The organism is Herbaspirillum sp. RV1423 (assembly GCF_000577615.1).
Classification (GTDB): Bacteria; Pseudomonadota; Gammaproteobacteria; order Burkholderiales; family Burkholderiaceae_D; genus Herbaspirillum.
Window position 1 is genome coordinate 24379 of record NZ_CBXX010000026.1, and the last position, 17773, is coordinate 42151.

A 17773-nucleotide genomic window follows, 5' to 3' on the forward strand; every position below is an offset into this window, starting at 1 on the left:
CGGCGTTCGCCGGGACGACGGCTTATCGGGCCGACATCATTCCTAATTTCACCGTCGTCCTGACGAAAGTCAGGACCCAGCGTCGTCAATACTTCTCCTTAACCAGCCCAAGGCAGCGGGTTCTCGTTCAATCCCCAATACATGCTCTTCTGCTCCATGTATTGCAGGATGCCGAGGCGCCCCTTCTCGCGTCCCAGGCCGCTGTCGCGCCAGCCGCCGAACGGCGTCGAAATCGAAAACTGCTTGTACGTGTTGATCCACACATTGCCGGCCTGCACCGCGCGGCCGAAGCGCCATGCCTTCTTGTAGTCGCGCGTCCAGATGCCGGCCGCCAGCGCGTACACGCTATCGTTGGCTTGCGCGATCAAGTCCTCTTCACTGTCGAACGGCATCGCCACCAGCACCGGTCCGAAAATTTCTTCCTGGCAGATGCGTTGGTCGTTGGTGACGCCTTCGATGATGGTCGGCGAGTAGTAGTAACCCCGTGCAAACTGATCGCCTGCAAGACGCGTACCACCGGTGCGGATGCGACCGCCGTCGGCCACGCCGATGGAGACGTAGGACTCAATGCCCTCGCGATGGCGCGCGGTGATCAGCGGTCCCATCTGCGTGCGCTCGTCGGCCGGATCGCCCACGCGCAACGCCGCGGCTCCCGCAGCCAGACGTTCCATGAAACTGTCGTAGATGCCGCGCGCCACGAACAGGCGCGAACCGGCGATGCAGGATTCGCCCGAGGAACTGAATATGCCGTACAGCACGCCGGCCACGGCGTGGTCGATGTCGGCGTCCTCGAACACCATGGTCGGCGACTTGCCGCCCAGTTCCAGCGACACCGGCATCATCTTGTCGGCGGCGATGTGGGCGATGTGCTTGCCGGTGGTGGTGCCGCCGGTGAAGGACACGCGCTTGACCAGCGGATGCAGCGTGATGGCGTCGCCGATCACCGAACCCTTGCCGGGCAGCACGCTGATCAGGCCCTTCGGCACGCCGGCTTCTTCGCAGATCCTGGCCAGTTCCAGCGCCATCAGCGGCGTGACTTCGGCGGGCTTGACCACGACGGCATTGCCTGCCGCCAAGGCGGGCGCCATCTTTTGCGCCTCGCTGGCGATCGGCGAATTCCACGGCGTGATCGCGGCGACCACGCCCATCGGTTCGTAGACGCTCATGGTCAGGTTGTCGCCGCGCGTCGGGGTGATGGTTTCTTCCAGCGTCTCGCAAGCGGCGGCAAAGAATTGAAACGTCGCCGCCGCGCTGCCGACCAGATTGCGCGTTTCGGTAATCGGCTTGCCGTTGTCGAGACGCTGGCGTTGCGCCAGCGCTTCGCCGCGTTCGCGGATCAGTTGCGCGACGCGATACAGCACGATGGCGCGCTCATGCGGTTTCTTCTGCGCCCAGCCGCTGGTGCGGAAAGCCTTGTCGGCGCCGACGATGGCTTCTTCGACATCGGCCACGCTGGCGGCGTTGAGGTAGGCGACGGCTTCGCCGGTGGCCGGATACAGCGTGGCGTAGCGATCGCCGCCGCCCAGGCGCCATTGGCCGGCGACGCAGATGGGCAATGTCTCGTTGAGATTCAGTTCGGTCATGATTTACTTAATTGGTTGGCACTTAGCGCATCACTTAAATGGACAGCGCATGTGCACGATTACCGAGCGCACGCACCACGCTGAATACGGTCAGCGCCGAGGTCTTGGGATTGGCCGCGAGCGGCTTGCCGCGCATGGTCAGTTCAAAACCACCGAACGCGCCCTTGGCTTCGACGTGGTGCACGTTCTCGGTCACGCCGGGGTCGGCGTACAGGCGCACTTGCGTGTGGTCGAGGCCGAGGCCGGCCAGCGACAGCGTCGCGGCGACGTTGGCGTTCTTCGGATACAGGCGCGCGGCTTCGCGGGCGGTGCCTTCGAAGATCATGGTTGCCGTGGTCAGGTTGGCGAGATCGAAAGGACCGTCGGCCGGCGTGTCCTTCCATGCATTGGGCGGCTTGCGGCCGGTGTAGACCACCGATTCCAGGCCGCCGACGCGCGCCGCCGACAAGGCGTCGATGGCGCCGATGGCGCCCGAGAGCAATTGCACTTGCGTCTTGCCTTCGCGCGCCGCCGCTTCGAGTTTCTCGACCAGGCCCGGTTCCGACAGCGCACCGATGGAGACCACCATGCAGGGGATGCCGCGCAGCAGCGCCGGGATGATGTGCTCTTCGATGGCCTGATGGCCCGCGCATTCGATCAGCAGGTCGGGGCGCTCTTCGCCGAGGCGGTTCTCGACGCGCGCCTTGGGCGCCAGCGAGGACACCAGGGAACGCGCCGAAGCCATGTTCGCTTCCGGCACGATGACGACATCGAAGGTGACTTCCGGATCGCTCTTCAGCAGCTCCATCACGCCGACGCCAATGGCGCCGCAACCGATCATCGAAACATGCAGCATGGGTTTCTCCTCAGTCTCTTCAGGCGGTCGCAGCGGCGACGGGTTTCGCGGCGGCGGCTTCGCTCATTTTTTCCGCGTTGACCGGCGGACCGGCGAAGGCGGTCTTGAAGCTGCCGATGGACAGCATGTCGATCTCCAGCAGGAACGGGCCCGGCGCGGACAGCGCCGTCTTCAATGCGCCTTCGATGTCGGCCAGATTGCTGACGCGGGTGTGGCGCAGGCTCAGCGCCTGCGACAGTTGCGCATAGTCCGGCGTGTGCAGGTCGACGTAGTGGCGGCGGCCGCCGTATTGCACGTCCTGGATGTTCTTGATGACGCCGTAACCCTTGTCGTTCATCAGCACGATGACCATGTCGGCCTGCTCTTGCACCGCCGTCGCCAGCTCGCCCAGATTGAGGATGAAACCGCCGTCGCCGGCCAGCGTGAAAGTCTTCTTGCCCGACTTGGTGACCGCTGCGCCGACTGCGGCGCCGATACCCATCGCCAGCCCCTGGCCGATGCCGCCGCCGAGCGCATGCACGCCAGCCAGCGGATCAAAGATGCGCAGATAGCGATTGCCCCAGGTGCTGTTGGACACGGTCACGTCGCGCACCCAGTTGAAGTTGCGGCCGGCGGCTTGCTGCATTTGCTCAACCAGCGCGCTGTACGGACCAAGACCGTCGAGCAGGCCGGCGACGGCGGTGTCGCGCGCCTTTTGCAGGTCGCCCATGAAAGCCGGGTCGACTTTCATCGCATTCTTCTGATTCGCGAGGCGATCGGCCAGGCCTTCCAGCGCCAGCGCCGCGTCGCCGCAGACGAAATAATCGCTGTTGTAGCAACGGCCTTCAGCCGACGGATCGGCATCGATGCGGTACAGCGGACGCGGCAGCTTCAGTTCATATTTCAACGTTTCGTTGCCGCGCAGGCGCGAGCCGACCACGACCAGAGCATCGCAGGTCTGGTAAAAATTCTCGACCGGCTTGTGCAAGTTGAAGGCGCCCAGCGAACGCGGATCGTCTTCGGCCACGATGCCGCGCCCCTGCGTGCTGGTGACCACGCCGAAGCCGAGATCGAGCAGACGCTGCACCTGCTTGCCGGCCTGGCGCGCACCGCCGCCCAGCCACAGCAAAGGGCGTTTGGCTTTCAGCAGGCGCTCGGCCAGTTCGTCGAGCGCGTGTTCGGACGGCGCCTGCACCGGGATCGGCAGCGGACGCAGGTCCGACGGCAGCGGGATCAGCGAAGCCTGGATATCGATCGGAATCTCGACGCTGACCGGACCCATCGGCGGCGTCAGCGCGGTTTGCACGGCCAGCTTGATGGTGCTGATGGCGGTGTCGGCGCTGCGGATGCGGAAGGCAGTCTTGGAGATGGCTTTGAGCATCGACAACTGGTCCGGCGCTTCGTGGATGTACGCCAGGCTCTGGTCGAGATAAGGCGTTTCGATCTGGCCGGTCAGGTGCAGCAGCGGCGTGCCGGCGGTCAGTGCTTCGACCATGGCGCCGGCGGCGTTGCCGGCGGCGGTGCCGGTGGAAGTCAGGCAGACGCCGAGGCCGCCGGTGGTGCGGGCGTAGGAGTCAGCCATGTTGGCGCCGCCGGCTTCGCCGCGTGCCGGGATGAAGCGGATCTTGCCGCGTTCGCCGAAGGCGTCGAGGATGGGCATGTTGTGGATGGAGATCACACCGAATGCCGCCTTGACGTCGCATTGTTCGAGAAAAGCGGCGATGGCGCAGCCGACGGTGACTGGTTGGTTTTTTTGCTTAGGCATGGCGGGAAAGTCCTCCTGAAACATCGATGTGGCTGCCTGTTGTGTACGAAGAAAGCGGCGTCGCGAGAAACACGATCGCGCGCGCGGCTTCCTGTGGATGGCCGAGACGGCCGAGTTGGATATGTTTTTTTTGCGCCAGCGCCCGCGTCCATTGCTCCCAGGACAGGTCGAGGTCGGCGCCGTTGCGCGCTTCGTAACGGCGGCGCCATTGGCCGGATTCGACCAGGCCGATGAGGATGCCGTTGACGCGTATATGTTGCGGGCTGAATTCGGTCGCCAGCGAGCGCACCAGGTTATGGATGCCGGCGCGCGCGGCGGAGGTCGCCACCATGTGCGGCTCCGGCTGGATCGCCAGGAGCGAGTTGACGCAGACGATCGCGGCTTCGCCGTGGGTGGCGCTCATGCGCTGCAGTTGTGCGTGGAAGGCGCGGGTCGGATAGATCACCGAGAAAAATTTCAGGCGCAGCTCTTCGGTCCAGGCCGCGTCTTCGGTATTGGCGAAAGTCGACACGCGGCCCTGTCCGGCGTTGTTGATTAGCATCGAGACCGGACCGAGCTGTTGCTCGACGGCGGCGGCGAAAGCCTGCACCTGTTCCTGCGACAACACGTCGCAGACGGAGGAAAACAATTTTGCTTGTGGATAGCGCGCGCGCAGTTGCGCTTCCACCTGTTGCAAACGTTCCTGGTTGCGGCCGCAAAAGGCCACCGCCGCGCCGGCTGCAAGCAGCAGCTCGACAGTCGCCAGGCCGATGCCCGAAGAGCCGCCGGTAACGACGGCGACTTTGCCTTCGAGTTGGATCATATGCATTACTCCCGCCACATGTTGACGACCTTGCCGGCCCCCTTGCCCGATTGTTCCGGGGCATGGTCGAGCAGGCGCGACAGTTCGCCGGCGGTGTCGCGCACCTTGAGGACGATCTGGTCGAGCTGGCTGGTCTCGATGTGCGGCGAAGGAATCGTCGCGCCCATTGCCGCCACCACCTTGCCCGAGTGATCGCGCACCGGCGCGGCGATGGTGGAGATGCTGGTTTCGAAGAAGCCTTCCTGCAGCACGTAGCCGCGCGCCCTGTCCTTTTGCACCATGTCGAACAGTTCGACCACGGTCTTGGGCGTATTGCTGGAGAAGACTTCCAGATGTTCTTCCGGATACAGGTCGCGCAGTTCGGCCAGGGTCAGGTCTTCGAGCAGCACGCGGCCGAGCACGGTGGCGTGCGCAGGCAGGCGGGTGCCGACGTTGACGTGGCTGGCGAAAGCGGTTTGCGTGACCGACTTGGCGACATACACAATCGAGCGGCCGTCGCGCACCACCAGGTTGCAGGCATAACCGATCTCGTCGCGCAGGCGTTCGAGCAGCGGACGGCCGATCTCGGTCAGTTCCAGCGATGCCAGGTATTCGAAGCCCAGGCGCAGCACGGCCATGCCGAGGCGATAGTCGCGGCCGCCGTCGTTGCGTTCGACGAAACCCATGCGCTCCAGCGTGGCCAGCAGGCGGAACACGGTCGAGCGCGGCACGTCGAGGCGGCGCGCCAGTTCCGGCGCCGACAGCGTCTTGTCCTGGCGGCTGAATTCGCACAGCAGGCGCAAGCCGCGCTCCAGGCCCGGCACGAGATATTTTTCTTGCGATTCGTCTTCTGGCGGAACAGGTTTGTTCATGATTTTTTCTTAGCTGAGTTTATAAAGATGACCACGTATCGCTGCTGCTACCGCGCCCGGTTGCTCGATGTAGCAGGCGTGCCCGGCATTGTCGATCAGGTGGAACGGCAAATTCAAATCCCATGCAAGCTTGCGGCTGTCGTCCGGCGTGGTGACGACATCGTCGGCGCCGCAATACACCGCCGCCGGCGCCGTTCCCGACACACCGTCAGGCATATAGGCGCGCAGGTCGTCGCCGCACAGCATGTGCACCGCCTGCGTGTAGCCGGCCGGGTTGAGCCACTGGATGTTCCAGCGCACCCAGGCGCGTTCGGCGTCGCCGGCCCCGGCCGACAGCATGCGCGTTGGGCTGCGTTCGGCCATGCCCTCGATGCCGATGGCGTGCAATACATCGAGGCGCTCCTGCCGGATTTTTTCGCCGCGCGCGCGCCGGGCATCGCTGCCGTAACCCTGCGCCGGACTGACCAGCAGCACGCGCGCGGCGCGTTTGTAGCCGCCGCCGACATAAGCCGCCGCCATCATGGCGCCGAGCGAATGACCGACCAGCACGCAGTTGGCGATGCCCAGCGCGTCGAGGAACAATTCCAGCCGCCCGGCGTAGTCGGCCGCACTCGGCTGCGTTTGCGGCAACGGCGTGGAGCGGCCGTAGCCGGGCGCGTTCCAGGCGATCACCTGAGCGTCCTGTTCCAGCCGCAGCGCGCATTGCAGCCACGATGCCGCGCCCGAACTGATGCCGTGCAACAGCACCACGACCGGACCGCGGCCGCAGGAGCGGTAGGACACCGCACCGGCATTGCCGATGCCGACGGCGCTTTCCGCGAAACGTCCCTCGAGCAGGCTCAGGGAGTCCTTCAGCGTGTCGGCGCAAGTCACGGAAGCGGGAGCAAGCGAGGTCATGTCCGTGCCTGCTTAACCGCGCTTGATGGAAGCCAGCGGATGTTCCGGCGGATAGGTCGGCGTGATCGGCTTCTTGGCGCCCAGCATCACGCACATCAGCGCGTCTTCTTCGCCGATGTTGATTTCTTCGCGATACACCCCGGGCGGCACCGAGACCACGTCGCGGTCGGTCAGGATGGTTTCAAAACGTTCGCCGTCCTTTTCCAGCACCAGCTTGAGCTTGCCGCGCAGCACGAAGAACACTTCTTCGACGTCGATGTGCAGGTGCGGCGGACCTTCATGGCCGGCCGGGATGATCATGGTCGAGAACGTGAAATGTTCCGACGGGACCACATTGGCGTCGACCGCGACGCCGGTGCCGCCGGTGCCGATGTAGCGCATTTGCGCGCGACGGAATTTGGGATCGTGGTCGGCCTGGAACTTGAGCGCGTCCCAATCGTACTTGCGGGTCGACAGGCGCGCCACGCGCGACTCCATCCATTGGCTGAAGCTGGCGCCTTCGGGCTGGTCCCAACTGCGTTTGACGTTGTTTTGTTCGGATAAATCGCTCATCTTTTCTCTCCTTGCGGTAGGTCGGGGAAACTCAATCAATGCATGACAAAGCCGCCGTTGACGGCCATGACTTGCCCGGTAAAGAACCGGGACAAATCGGACAGCGCGAACACGACGGCGCCGCAGACGTCTTCCGGCAACTGGTCGCGCTGGATGGCGCGGCGGTCGTGGTAGGTCTGGTGGCGTTCTTTCGGTACGTATTCGGTGGCTTCGACCAGCGTCAGGCCGGGCGCCACTGCGTTGACGGTGATGTTGTCGCCGCCCAGTTCGCGCGCCAGCGAGCGCGTCATGCCGATCACGGCGCTCTTGCTGGCGACATAGGCCAGCAGGTTGGGCGCGCCCCACAGCGGCGTGTCGGATGACAGGTTGACGATGCTGCCGCGGCCGCACTGGCGCAGCGCCGGCAGGCAGGCATTGGTCATGAGCCAGGTGCCGCGCACGTTGACGTCCATGACCTTGTCCCACATCCCGATGGCCAGTTGTTCGCTGCTCTTGCCGCCGGAGTTGGTGATCGCGGCGTTGTTGACCAGGCCGTCGAGGCCGCCCAGCCATTGCACCGCTTCCCTGGCGCAGGCGTCGATGGACAACGGATCGGCCAGATCGACGGTGAAACCGGCAACCTTGAGGCCGCGCTGTTGCAGCCCGGCGACGGCGCCCTGCAAGGTGTCCTGCAGGATGTCGGCCATCGCCACGCTGGCGCCGGCTTCGGCCACAGCGGCGGCGAAGGCCAGACCCAGGCCGCGCGCGGCGCCGGTGATCAGGATGCGGCGACCGGCCAGCAGTTGGTGTGAAGTAGTCATTTTCGGCGGCTCCGTCAGACCGTGCTGGTGTGCACTTTGGGCAGGTAGTGCAGCACGCGGCGCTCGGCCCAGACCACAAACCCGTAAGTCACGATGCCGATCAGCGTCAGCGCGCAGATCGCGACGAACACCGCAGCAGTATTGCCCTGGCCTTCGCCGTCGACCAGCAGGTAGCCGAGGCCCTGGTTGCCGCCGACCAGCTCGCCGACGGTCACGCCGATGACGGACAGCGTCGAGGCGATGCGCAGGCCGGAGAATAAGGCCGGCAGCGCCGAGCGGAACTCCACCAGATGGAAGATCTGCCAGCGGCCCGCGTTGAGCGTGCGCACCAGGTTGACCATGTCGGGATCGACGGTGCGAATGGCCGATAGCACGTTGATCATGATCGGGAAGAACACGATCAGCACGGCGACGATGATCTTCGGATAAATGGTGTAGCCCAGCCACATCACGAACAGCGGCGCGAACGCGACTTTCGGCGCGATCTGCAACGCCAGGATGTAGGGCGACAGCATGGCTTCGGCGCGCGGCGACAAACCCAGCGCGACGCCGACGGCCAACCCGAGCAGGGCGCCGAACAGGAAGCCGAACACCACTTCCATGGCGGTGATGCCGAAGTGGGTCAGCAGGTCGTTGCTGTTCCACATGACCACCGATTCCCTGAGCACATGCGACAGGTTGGGCAGGATATATTCCGGCATGCCCAGCCAGCCCGGGCCCCATTGCCATGCCGCCAGAAAAATGACCAGCACCGCCAGGCTGCCGCACACGGTGCGGACACGCTCGCTCAACAGCGGGCGCTTGACCTTGACGGCCGGCGTGAGGGTTTCTGGCGTGCTCATGTGCGGTGCGGTAGTAATGGTGTCCATTTATCTTGCGGTTCCGACAAATTGATTGGTGAAGAGCTCATTGACCGGCGTCGCCTTGCTCACGATGCCTTCGCTGACGTAGAACTTCTGCACGCTGTCCATGCGGCTCGCATCGATCAGGCCGAGGGTCTTCTGGTTGGCGTAGACGTATTTGCGATACATCTCGAAGGTGGCTTCGATGCTGGCTTCCTTGCCTTTGTAAGCGGGCAGCGCGGCGACGTAGTCGACGGCGGCGGCTTTCGGGTCCTTCATGATGTCCTGCATCCCGCGCAAGGTCGCGCGCACCAGGCGCTTCAACAGTTCAGGCTTGTTCTTGATGGTGTCGTCGGAGGCCAGGATGGCTTGCGCCATGCTCTTGAATCCGCCGTTGTCGAGCAACTCCACCTTGGCGCCCGCGTCGGTGGAATTGACCACCCAGTCAGGCACGCCGGCAAAGGCCGAAGCCTTGCCTGCTGTGAAGATCTGCCATACGCCGGCCGGACCGGCAGCCTGGATCTGCACGTCGGTCTTGGACAGGCCGGCGGTGCGCAGCGAACCGAGGAAGGCGTAATAAGTGGTGTCGGTATAGGACATCACCGTGACGGTCTTGCCCTTGAGGTCTTTCAGCGACTTGATGTTCTCGCCGGCATTGGCGGCGACCATGGTGATCGAACCGGCGCCCAGGACGGCGATGGCTTTGACCGGGATGCCGTTGGCGCGCACCACGATCGGGGTGTCGCCGATGGCGCCGCCGATGACGGCATTGCCCGCGCCGATCTGCTTGGCGACGTCGACGCCGCCCTTGGCCACGATGAAGCTGACCTTGAGGTTTTCGTCGGCGTAGTAGCCCTTGTGCTGCGCCAGCACCCACGGTGCGAAGGCCGGCGAATTCGGCGGCGCCGGCAGCAGGTAGGTCACTTCTTCGGGGGCGGCATGCGCCGGCGCCGGCACCAGCGCAACGGCGGCTGTCGTTGCCATGGCGGCGCCCAGGACCAGCTTGCGGCAGAAAGAGGCGAGAAATTTTTTCATGCTTGCTTCACTCCTATTGTTCGGTGGTGATGAGGTTGAATGTCGGGATGCCCGGATACGTCTTAATGCAATTCAGCGGTTTCCTTGCCGACTTTGAGCAGCTCCATCAGGCGGCCTTGCAGCGGACCGATTTCCGGCAACTTGCGGCGTTCCAGCGGGTTGTCGCGGAAGGGCAGGTTGACTTCGATCTCTTCGATGATGGTGCCGGGACGCTCGCTCATCACCAGCAGGCGGTCGGACAGCGCGATCGCTTCGACCAGGTCGTGGGTGATGAAGAGCGCGGTCTTTTTCTTTTCGTAGAGCATCTTGGCGAGGTCTTGCTGCAAGACCATCTTGGTCTGCGCATCCAGCGCCGAGAACGGCTCGTCCATCAGCAGCACTTGCGGATCGACCGCCAGCGTGCGAGCCAGCGCGGCGCGCTGGCGCATGCCGCCGGACAATTGATAGGGGTAGTGTTCTTCAAATCCCTTGAGGTGGCATTTGGCCAGCAGTTCATCGGCCACCCGCTTGCGCTCGGCGGCATTGACGCCGTCGATTTCCAGCCCGAGCGAGACGTTGGCGCGAATATTGCGCCAGGGCATGAGCAGGTCCTTTTGCAGCATGAAGGCCACCTTGCGGACCGGCTTGGTGACGCGCTCGCCGCCGACCAGTACTTCGCCATGCGTCGGCAGGTACAGGCCCGCGCCCATGTTCAGCAAAGTGCTCTTGCCGCAGCCGGAGGGGCCGATAATGGAAACCACTTCGCCGCTGCGAATCGACAAATTGATATTGGTGACGGCGGCGCGCGCCTGGGAAGTCTGGCGGTCGACGAAGCTTTTGCCGACGTTGCGAAATTCGATCTCGATCATGTTGCCTCTGGCTGGTTGGTCATGCATGTGCGCTGGCGCCCTCGCGCCCCATTGCACGGAGATTGCCGGACTCCGCGACCTGGAAGATCCGGCCCGGCACAATCTCCGCTTGTCTCATATATAAAACTTCAAACCAAATATGAAAGATATACGTTCGGAATATAGCAGATATTCCGCAAAAATATAGCACTTTTTGTTTCATATATGGTTTATTGGTTTATATAAGAACCATTTTCACTCTTAATGCAAAGTCTGTGCCACCTAAAAATCGGCATTTTTGTCTCATATTTCAGACGCTTGCTCACCAAAGAAACGCGCGGACGCGCCGTACCAGTGCGGCTCGCACCATTTACAGCCGATCAGCGACGGAGTATTCCGCCCTGAGAATTGTCTTTTGGAAACATTCATGCCCTCCGCCGATGCGGCTACCGATAGCGATACGGACCGTCTTGATATTCCTTGAAGTCTCTTCACGCTTCTTGAGTCCTGTTTTCGCTGATTTACACGCGATTAACTTCGACTTACACGCATTGGCGACATGATTGCCGCGAGGGCCTTTCTTCAGGCTATTGGATTTGTCTTCGGGGGAAAATCATGATGCAACGACGCCTTGCCTATTGCGCAGGACTATTGGGTTTACTAAGCGCGTGCAGCAGCCCGCCGCCCATGGTGAACGGACCTACCAGCGTGCGGCCGGCCTATCCGGTCGCCAACATGGAAAACAACGGCGCCATTTTCCGCGTCAGCAGCGCCCAGTTGTTCGAGGAATCGACCACGCACTATGTCGGCGACATCCTCAAGATCGAGATTTCGGAATCGCTCACCGGCAGCAACAAATCGACCACCACCAACAGCCGCGACACCAGCCTCAAGCAAGTCGGCCCCGGCGCCGGCTCGTCCATGAGCGGCCTGCTGGCGTCGGTCTTCAACATCAACGCGACGGCGTCCGGCAGCGATTCCTTCAAAGGTTCGGGCCAGACCGACAACACCAACAGCATGACCGGCAGCCTGATGGTGTCGATCATCGAAGTGCTCCCGAACGGCAACCTGGTGGTGGCCGGCGAGAAGCGCATCGGATTGAACGGCTCGATCAATACCTTGCGGTTTTCGGGGGTGGTACGCAGCCGCGATATTCGAGGCGGCAATGTAGTGTCGTCGAGCAATGTCGCCGATGCGCGGCTGGAGCAGGTTGGTGGAGGGACGGTGGCGGATGCCAATTCGCAGGGGTGGATGCAGCAGTTTTTCAGGAGTGTTTTGACGTTTTGGTGATGCCTTGAGTGGTGGTGTGGTGGTGTGGTGGTGGGGGGGGGCTGAAGCAGTGCTTCAGCCCCCCCCCCACCACCTCCAACCATCAAGATCCCCCAAACGTCCCCACCCCGCTATTCACCGTATTGGTCGCCTCCACCACAGGATTGCTGGTCAACAAGGCATCCACCACCGGCCCCAGCTTGCTCCCGGTGGAAGACCACTTATCCTGCTTGATCGAACCGATCTTGTAAGTGGCGCTCCCCACCACCCGGCCTTCCTTGCGCAAGGTCACCGAAGCGAACGTCAGGTAAGGCGTATAGGAATCGCTGAAACTCTTCATATCCCATTTGACGAACGCGCTATAGACCAACGTCATCGGGCAGTTGCCGGGCTGGGTGCCGGCGTCATACACGCGGCTGGGCACGCCGTGCCGCTGCAACTCGCTTTGCAGGCTGGGGACGAAGTCGCTGAGCGCGACGGCGCCATTCCATTCGATACAGATTTCCTTGATCGGCGCATGGGCGAACACGATAGGATTTTGCGGCGCGCTCGGCGTCATCGAGGACAATCCCGTAACGGCCGAGCCGACCAGATTGGCGGCTTCGACGATAGGATTCGACGACAAGACGACGCAACCCGACAAGGATGCAACGGAGGCGGAAGCAATGAAAAATCTGATCATGATGGCGACCGGTTCGACAATGAGTGAAATTCATCATAGCCGCCGATGTTCCCCGGTTCGCCGGGTTTTACCCTGATTTACGCCATGCCGAAACGGACTTTACATCTTCAGCTTTTATGTCTGCCGCAACAGAGGCACAATGGCAACGGCCCGATTCATTTCCAGGAGATCCCATCATGCGCAAATTGCTGTCCACTCTCGCTTGCACCGTGGTCGCCGCCGCGGCATTGAGCGCCCACGCCGACACGCTCAAGACAGAAGCCGAAGCGCGCCAACTGACCGACAAGGTCATGGCCGCCGCCGGCAAAGGCCAGACCGACGACGCCTACGCCATCATGACCCCGTACACGCTGACCGACGTCAACACGCTCGACCGCGCCCGCGTCAGCGCGCGCACTTCGCGCATGCAACTGGAGCAGTACATCGGCGGATCGGTCGGCTATGAATTCATCAGCAGCGAGAAAGTGGGCGAGTCGCTGCTCAAGCTGATCTATATAGAGAAGGCCGAAAAACAGGCGATCCTGTGGCAATTCATTTTTTACAAGACCGCCTCAGGCTGGGCGCTGAGCGCGTTCAGCAACAGCGACGACGTCAATACGCTGTTCAATCGCTGATTACCGAAACGCTCGCTGCGGACCGAGGTCGTCGCTGACGATCTCGGTGGCGACGCCGGCAATCTTGTCGGCGATCAGGCGGCTGGAACCGCAGGCCGTGGTCCAGCCGTTGGAGCCGTGACCGGCGTTCAGGTAGAGATTGGAATATGAAGTCGCGCCGATCAGCGGCGCGCCGTCCGGGGTCATCGGACGCAGGCCGGCCCAATAATCGACCTTGGTCATGTCCGCGCCATGCGGGAACAGCGTCGTCAGCGACTTGATCGCGGTGGCGCAATCGCGCGGGGCGACCCTGGTGTCCCAACTGCCGATTTCCGCAGTGCCGGCGGCGCGGATGTGGGAACCCATGCGCGTGATCGCCACCTTGTAATACTCATCCATCACGCCGCTCTTGGGCGCGGCCGCGGCATCGCTGACCGGCACGGTGATCGCGTAACCCTTGACCGGATACACCGGCAATTGCAAACCCAAGGGGTTGACCAATGCCACCGACGCGCTGGCGCAGGCGACCACATAGGCGTGGGCTTGCAACACACCGTTTGCCGTGCGCAGGCCGGTGACGGCGCCGCCGGCGTATTCGATCTGTTGCACCGCCATGCCGAGCGCGAAGGTCACGCCCTGCGATTGCAACCACTGCGCCAGCGCGCGTGCAAACAGCGGGCAGTTGCCGGTCTCGTCCTGCGGCAGCAGCATGCCGCCGACCAATTGATCGCGCGCGGCGCGCAATGCCGGGTCGAAGGCGACGCAGGCATCGGCATCGAGCAACTCGTACGCGACGCCGGCTTCGGCCAGCACGCTGGCGGCCAGGCCGGCGTTGTCCATGCCTTCCTGCGTGCGGAACAATTGCAGGTTGCCGACCGTGGTCTGTTCATACTGGATGTCGAGACGTTCGCGGATGGCTTTCAGTTGCGTGTGGCTGTAGCGCGCCAGCCGTCCCATGCGCGCCTTATTGACGGCGTAGCGCTCGGCATTGCATTGCGACAGGAACTGGCCCAGCCAGCGCCATTGGTGGCGGTCCAGGCGCGGCGTGAAACGCAGCGCCGACTCCATGCCGAGCCAGCTTTGCAGCGACCATTTGAGCGACTTGCCTTTCATGCCCGGCGCAGCCCACGGCGTCGCGTAGGACGGGCAGACGTGGCCGGCATTGCCGACGCTGGTTTCCGCCGCAACCTCCGGCTGGCGATCGACCACCGTGACGGTGTAACCCTTCTCGTGCAAGAAATAGGCGGTGGTCACGCCGACGATGCCGGCGCCGAGGACGATGATGTGCATGGCTGATTATTTCAAAGAATGGCGAGACGCTGAAAAAACGTCGACGGCAAGGCACGCCGCCCGCCAAGGCGGCGCAACGCAGCGGCGGCATTTCTTCCGCGCCTCATAAAGTTAGTCCGCCGTCGATATGCCAGACCTGGCCGGTCACATAGGAAGCGGCCGGACTCAGCAAAAACGCGATGACGTCGGCGATCTCCTGCGGCTCGCCGAGGCGCTGCATGGGAATGCGTTCGAGCGCGGCAGCCCAGGCGGCGGGATCGATGGCGGATTTGTTCGGATCGGATTTGCGGATATAGCCGGGCGCCACCGCATTGACGGTCGCGCCCGATACCGCCAGTTGCACCGCCAGCGATTTCACCAGCGCCTCGATGCCGGCCTTGGCCGCCGCCGACGCCGGAAAGCCCGACGCGCCGAGGCGGTAGACGTGGGCGACGAAGGAACTGACCGCCACCACGCGCCCGGCCGGCGATTGCCGCAAGGCATCCTTGCAGGCAGTGACCAGATGAAAGAAGCCGCCCAGCAGCGCGTCGATGGAACGCGACCAGTCCTGCGCCGTCAGTTCGCCGATGCGCTTGCGATCGGCGAAACCGGCGTTGGCGACCAACGCATCGAGCCGCCCGTAAGCGTCGAGCGCGGCGTCGCGCAAGACGACGGCGGTACTGAGGTCGGCCATGTCGCCGAACGCGGTCACGCACTGCGCGCCGCGCTCGCGGCAGGCGGCGGCGGTTTGCTGCAGCTCGGGCGAATCGGCTCGCGCATGCAGCACCATGCCTGTTTCCTCGGCGGCCACCGTGGTCGCAACGGCGGCGCCGATGCCGCGCGCGGCGCCGGTAATCAGGATCACGCGCTGCACGGAAGAAGATGGATTCATTGGCGAAGAGAAAACAGGATGAAGGACAAGGACGGGAACAAGCAAAAAAACGGTGCCGCCATTTTACCCAATAAGCGCGGCCGACGCCGTCGGCCGCTTGTAAAAAAACTGCCGCAAAAGCACGGCGCGACAGCTTCCGCTACGTGTCGCACGGCATTCTCCATTACAATTGCGGGACTTTTCAGGGAGATGAAACCGGTCCGCCGCCCTTCGATTGGCACGCTTCATGCTCATTTTTGCGCTGCCCCGCCTGCAAGCATTCAGAATTCAAAAACTCGACAGTAAAGAGGAAACACGATGTATCAATGGGACTTCGCCGCGCTCTGGCAATTCCGCAATGTCATTGCGGTAGGCTTCGGCTACACGCTGGCCTACACTGTTGCCTGCGTTTTGCTGGGCCTGCTGATCGGCTTGCTGGTCGGCCTGGGGCGGCTGTCTACCAATCCGCTGGTCTCGGGACCGCTGCGCGCCTATGTCGAAGTGTTCCGCTGCACGCCGGTGCTGGTGCAATTGGTGTGGTTCTATTACGCGCTGCCGGTGCTGGTCGGCATCGAGATGTCGGCAGGCACCGCGGCGATGCTGGCGCTGGCCTTGTACGGCGGCGCTTTCTATTCGGAAATCATCCGCGGCGGCATCGTCTCGATCGATGTCGGCCAGACCGAAGCCGGCTGCGCGCTCGGCATGACGCGCTGGCAACTGATGCGCCGCGTGATCCTGCCGCAAGCCTTCAAGCGCATGACGCCGCCGCTGGTCAGCCAGTCCATCATGCAGTTGAAAAACACCTCGCTGCTGTCGGTGCTGGCGGTGCCGGACCTGTTGTATCAAGGCCAGATCATCGCGCATGAAACCTATCGTCCGCTGGAAATCTACACGCTGGTGGCGGTGGTCTACTTCCTGATCCTGCTCCCCGCGACGATCTGGGCCAAGCGCCTGGAAAATCGCCTGACGCAACAACAGGGAGCGTAAGAACATGGGTCACGCAACGAATGAAGTCATGATTGAAATCAGGAATCTGAAAAAAGCCTTCGGCGATCACGTGGTGCTGAAGGACATCTCGATGCAGGTCAACAAGGGCAGCGTGGTCGCCATGATCGGGCCGTCCGGCTCCGGCAAGTCGACGCTGCTGCGCTGCATCAACCTGCTGACCGTGCCCGAGCAAGGCAGCATCCGCGTCGGCGCCCAGGATTTCACTTTCGGCGATAAAGCATCAAAGCCGCTCAAGGATCGCGAACTGGCGAAGTTCCGCACCAACACCGGCATGGTGTTCCAGCACTTCAACCTGTTCCCGCACATGACCGCGCTGGAAAACGTCATGGAAGGCATGGTCACCGTGCTGCGCAAACCCAAGGCCGAGGCGCGCGCCTATGCGCTGGAACTGCTGCAAAAGGTCGGCCTGTCCGACCGCGCCGACATCTATCCGCAACGCCTGTCCGGCGGCCAGAAGCAGCGTGTCGCCATTGCCCGCGCGCTGGCCATGCGGCCGGGCGTGATGCTGTTCGACGAAGCCACCTCCGCGCTCGATCCGGAACTGGTGGGCGAAGTACTCAACGTGATCCGCTCGCTGGCCGCCGACGGCATGACCATGATCCTGGTCACGCATGAAATCGCCTTCGCCCGCGAAGTCGCCGACCAGGTCATCTTCATGCGCGACGGCGTGGTGGTCGAAGCCGGTCCGCCGTCGCAGGTCATCGACAATCCTCAGCAGGCGGCGACGCAGAGTTTCCTGACGCGTTTCAACGGATAACCGGCCATCCATGACCGCCCGCCTCGACCTGCTCGACGACACCGACCGCAAGCTGGTTGCATTGCTGCAGCAATCGGCGCGGGAAAGCGTCGCCAACCTGGCGCGCAAACTCGGCGTGGCGCGCACCACCGTGGTCGCGCGCCTGGCGCGGCTGGAAAAGAACGGCGTGATCGCCGGCTACACCGTCAAGCTGGGCCAGGATGTATTGGACAGCGGCCTGCACGCCTACGTCGGCATCACGGTCGAAGCCAAGACCGCGCGCGACGTGCTCAAGCGCTTCAAACGCATTCCGGAAATCGAGCAGTTGTGCTCCGTCAGCGGCGAGTTCGACTACGTCGCCTGGCTGCGCACCGGCTCGGCGGAGCAACTCGACAAGCTGCTCGACGAGATCGGCGAGATCGACGGCGTGATCAAGACCACCACATCGATCGTGCTGTCGCGCAAGATCGATCGCTGAACCTGAGCAGATTTGCGGCGCCGTCGCGCCACATTCACAGAACGAAAAAACGCCGTCGTCCCGACGCGGGCCGGGACGACGGCGTTTGGAAGCGAAAGG

Annotated in this window: 19 protein-coding genes; 5 read left to right on the forward strand and 14 right to left on the reverse strand. The window is 63.1% G+C overall.

The window, feature by feature from the left end; translation table 11 throughout:
• Nucleotides 1–98: 98 nt before the first annotated feature.
• The 11 genes from RV1423_RS19600 to RV1423_RS19650 all read right to left on the reverse strand — a co-directional run bounded on the left by RV1423_RS19600 (nt 99) and on the right by RV1423_RS19650 (nt 10816).
• Nucleotides 99–1583, reverse strand: coding sequence for an aldehyde dehydrogenase (locus RV1423_RS19600; protein WP_034300284.1), 1485 nt, complete (start codon nt 1581–1583; stop codon nt 99–101).
• Nucleotides 1584–1617: 34 nt separating this feature from the next.
• Nucleotides 1618–2418 (reverse strand): aspartate dehydrogenase, encoded by an 801-nt coding sequence (locus tag RV1423_RS19605; protein ID WP_034300286.1) that lies wholly within the window; start codon nt 2416–2418, stop codon nt 1618–1620.
• A 19-nt stretch (nt 2419–2437) separates the two neighbouring features.
• Complete coding sequence (locus RV1423_RS19610) at nt 2438–4162, reverse strand: thiamine pyrophosphate-binding protein (RefSeq protein WP_034300290.1); 1725 nt, start codon at nt 4160–4162, stop codon at nt 2438–2440.
• Nucleotides 4155–4970, reverse strand: a complete 816-nt coding sequence (locus RV1423_RS19615) for an SDR family oxidoreductase (RefSeq protein ID WP_034300292.1) — start codon at nt 4968–4970, stop codon at nt 4155–4157. The genes RV1423_RS19610 and RV1423_RS19615 overlap by 8 nt, the downstream gene beginning before the upstream one ends.
• The gene (locus RV1423_RS19620) at nt 4970–5815 is read right to left on the reverse strand and encodes an IclR family transcriptional regulator (RefSeq protein ID WP_034300294.1); all 846 of its coding nucleotides are present in this window, start codon (nt 5813–5815) and stop codon (nt 4970–4972) included. Before RV1423_RS19620 ends, RV1423_RS19615 begins: the two co-directional genes overlap by 1 nt.
• 9 nt (nt 5816–5824) lie before the next feature.
• A complete protein-coding gene (locus RV1423_RS19625; RefSeq protein WP_034300296.1) occupies nt 5825–6712 on the reverse strand; it encodes an alpha/beta fold hydrolase in 888 nt (295 codons plus the stop codon).
• Between the two features lie 12 nt (nt 6713–6724).
• Nucleotides 6725–7264 (reverse strand): cupin domain-containing protein, encoded by a 540-nt coding sequence (locus RV1423_RS19630; RefSeq protein WP_034300298.1) that lies wholly within the window; start codon nt 7262–7264, stop codon nt 6725–6727.
• Between the two features lie 35 nt (nt 7265–7299).
• Entirely contained in the window at nt 7300–8064 is a 765-nt protein-coding gene (locus RV1423_RS19635; protein ID WP_034300301.1) for an SDR family oxidoreductase, read from the reverse strand.
• A gap of 14 nt (nt 8065–8078) precedes the next feature.
• The gene (locus tag RV1423_RS19640; protein ID WP_034300303.1) at nt 8079–8933 is read right to left on the reverse strand and encodes an ABC transporter permease; all 855 of its coding nucleotides are present in this window, start codon (nt 8931–8933) and stop codon (nt 8079–8081) included.
• Nucleotides 8934–9941 carry an ABC transporter substrate-binding protein gene (locus RV1423_RS19645; RefSeq protein ID WP_034300305.1) on the reverse strand — a complete coding sequence of 336 codons (1008 nt, stop codon included), beginning with the start codon at nt 9939–9941 and terminating at the stop codon, nt 8934–8936.
• Nucleotides 9942–10003: 62 nt separating this feature from the next.
• Nucleotides 10004–10816 (reverse strand): ABC transporter ATP-binding protein, encoded by an 813-nt coding sequence (locus RV1423_RS19650; protein WP_231502387.1) that lies wholly within the window; start codon nt 10814–10816, stop codon nt 10004–10006.
• Nucleotides 10817–11383: 567 nt separating this feature from the next.
• On the opposite strand from RV1423_RS19650, the gene RV1423_RS19655 reads away from it, so the two are divergent.
• On the forward strand, nt 11384–12058 hold the full coding sequence (locus RV1423_RS19655; RefSeq protein WP_155835176.1) for a flagellar basal body L-ring protein FlgH: 675 nt from the start codon (nt 11384–11386) through the stop codon (nt 12056–12058).
• 82 nt (nt 12059–12140) lie between these two features.
• On the opposite strand, the gene RV1423_RS19660 is transcribed toward RV1423_RS19655, so the two are convergent.
• Nucleotides 12141–12719, reverse strand: a complete 579-nt coding sequence (locus RV1423_RS19660; RefSeq protein WP_034300309.1) for a hypothetical protein — start codon at nt 12717–12719, stop codon at nt 12141–12143.
• 176 nt (nt 12720–12895) lie between these two features.
• Between RV1423_RS19660 and RV1423_RS19665 the strand changes: the two genes are divergently transcribed.
• On the forward strand, nt 12896–13333 hold the full coding sequence (locus tag RV1423_RS19665) for a hypothetical protein (RefSeq protein WP_034300311.1): 438 nt from the start codon (nt 12896–12898) through the stop codon (nt 13331–13333).
• On the opposite strand, the gene RV1423_RS19670 is transcribed toward RV1423_RS19665, so the two are convergent.
• Both RV1423_RS19670 and RV1423_RS19675 read right to left on the reverse strand, forming a co-directional pair.
• Complete coding sequence (locus RV1423_RS19670; protein WP_034300314.1) at nt 13334–14602, reverse strand: D-amino acid dehydrogenase; 1269 nt, start codon at nt 14600–14602, stop codon at nt 13334–13336.
• 103 nt (nt 14603–14705) lie between these two features.
• On the reverse strand, nt 14706–15473 hold the full coding sequence (locus RV1423_RS19675; protein WP_034300317.1) for an SDR family NAD(P)-dependent oxidoreductase: 768 nt from the start codon (nt 15471–15473) through the stop codon (nt 14706–14708).
• Nucleotides 15474–15770: 297 nt separating this feature from the next.
• On the opposite strand from RV1423_RS19675, the gene RV1423_RS19680 reads away from it, so the two are divergent.
• The 3 genes from RV1423_RS19680 to RV1423_RS19690 are packed head-to-tail and all read left to right on the forward strand — an operon-like array spanning nt 15771 to nt 17674.
• Nucleotides 15771–16439 (forward strand): amino acid ABC transporter permease, encoded by a 669-nt coding sequence (locus tag RV1423_RS19680; protein ID WP_034300319.1) that lies wholly within the window; start codon nt 15771–15773, stop codon nt 16437–16439.
• A 4-nt stretch (nt 16440–16443) separates the two neighbouring features.
• Nucleotides 16444–17217 (forward strand): amino acid ABC transporter ATP-binding protein, encoded by a 774-nt coding sequence (locus RV1423_RS19685; RefSeq protein WP_034300321.1) that lies wholly within the window; start codon nt 16444–16446, stop codon nt 17215–17217.
• 10 nt (nt 17218–17227) lie between these two features.
• Complete coding sequence (locus tag RV1423_RS19690) at nt 17228–17674, forward strand: Lrp/AsnC family transcriptional regulator (protein WP_034300324.1); 447 nt, start codon at nt 17228–17230, stop codon at nt 17672–17674.
• Nucleotides 17675–17773: the final 99 nt, after the last annotated feature.